Here is a 1,179-nt window from a genome sequence, read left to right as displayed (position 1 = left end):
TTCTAGGACAGATGATTGGAGGTTAGGAGGATCCGAGCCTCAGTTGCATCTGGTCCAACTGCTTGTCGGCCAATTCCTGGTTTCTGTACGCGGATCATCCCTTCGTCCCATTCGACGGGCGAAGCGAAGTAGCCCTCGCCCAAATTTGTGTACCACCGTCGATTTGCTGAATGCCTATCTGTGCGTGGCCGGCTTTCGGACCTTTCAAAATCCCAACCTAGTTTCCAATTCAGTGATCCTGATCAGGCGCTTCTCTATTCATCCATGATGGTGCCCGCGGCTCCATCGCCGCCAACGGAAGAACCCGGCATGATGTCGTCCGCCAGCAGCTTTTCTTTCGATAGCAGCCCTGCATCCTCGAGCGCCTCGAAATCCGGCAGTTGGCGCAGCGTGTCGAGCGCCTGCCGCCAGAACTGCGCTGGCGTGAATGGATGGGCCGCATCGAAGCGGTGATCTTTGCCGCCAGCGAACCGGTGCCGCGCGAGGTGCTGACGCGGCAAAAGCTGCAATCTCGACTTGATCATCGACGATATTCGCACGGAGCTGGCCGGCCGCCCCTACGAGCTGGTGTCAGTCGCCGGCGGCTGGCAGCACCGGACCAGAAAGGTTTTTGGCGACATCATCCACGCCGCCTTTGGCCCAGCTTCAGGGCAGGGGACAAAAGAGTTGTCGCACTCGGAGGCGCTTGTCCTGATGTGCATTGCGTTTTTCCAGCCGATAACGCGTGGCGAGCTGTCTTCCTTCTTCGGCAAGGAGGTGTCGCGCGAGCTGATCGGCGTGCTGCGCGCACAGGACCTCATCGCCTCGGGGCCGCGCAGCCCGCAACCGGGCGCGCCCTACGCCTATGTGACGACCAAAAACTTCCTGTCGCAGTTCGGTGCTCGAGCTCGGTGTCCAGCAACGCCGGCTGATCATCTGGCTTGCGGCGGGCGGACGCTTGGCTCATCGCTAGAGCCCAAACAACGGGAAGTAGTGCGGCCCGACAGCTCGCGCACATCGAGTTGTTGCAGGCGCTCGAACAGGCGCCGCGCCGCGAAGCGCGACAGGTTTTTCGTCGTCAGCGAGCCAGACACGACGTCTTCATTGAGCAGCAAAAAGATCACGTCGCCGGCGCCCTTGGCGCGCAGTTTTGGCGCCACCGCCAGAAGTTTTTCGGCGCGGCGCGACAGCTCGGCCGCC

The 1,179-nt window shown here is 61.4% G+C and carries 1 protein-coding gene and 2 pseudogenes; 1 reads left to right on the top strand and 2 read right to left on the bottom strand.

Features of this window, described 5'->3' with window-relative positions:
- Positions 1-254: 254 nt before the first annotated feature.
- Positions 255-398 (bottom strand): annotated as a pseudogene (locus tag EOA24_RS38645) (SMC-Scp complex subunit ScpB); the annotation flags it as partial.
- Between the two features lie 33 nt (positions 399-431).
- On the opposite strand from EOA24_RS38645, the pseudogene EOA24_RS38640 reads away from it, so the two are divergent.
- Positions 432-879: pseudogene (locus EOA24_RS38640) on the top strand (SMC-Scp complex subunit ScpB); the annotation flags it as partial.
- 32 nt (positions 880-911) lie between these two features.
- On the opposite strand, the gene EOA24_RS38630 reads toward EOA24_RS38640, so the two are convergent.
- A partial coding sequence (locus EOA24_RS38630; RefSeq protein ID WP_245501972.1) for a DUF1403 family protein occupies positions 912-1,179 on the bottom strand: 268 nt, incomplete at its 5' end.

This window comes from Mesorhizobium sp. M2A.F.Ca.ET.039.01.1.1 (assembly GCF_003998035.1).
Lineage (GTDB): Bacteria > Pseudomonadota > Alphaproteobacteria > Rhizobiales > Rhizobiaceae > Mesorhizobium.
This window is presented reverse-complemented; position numbering and strand designations above follow the sequence as displayed.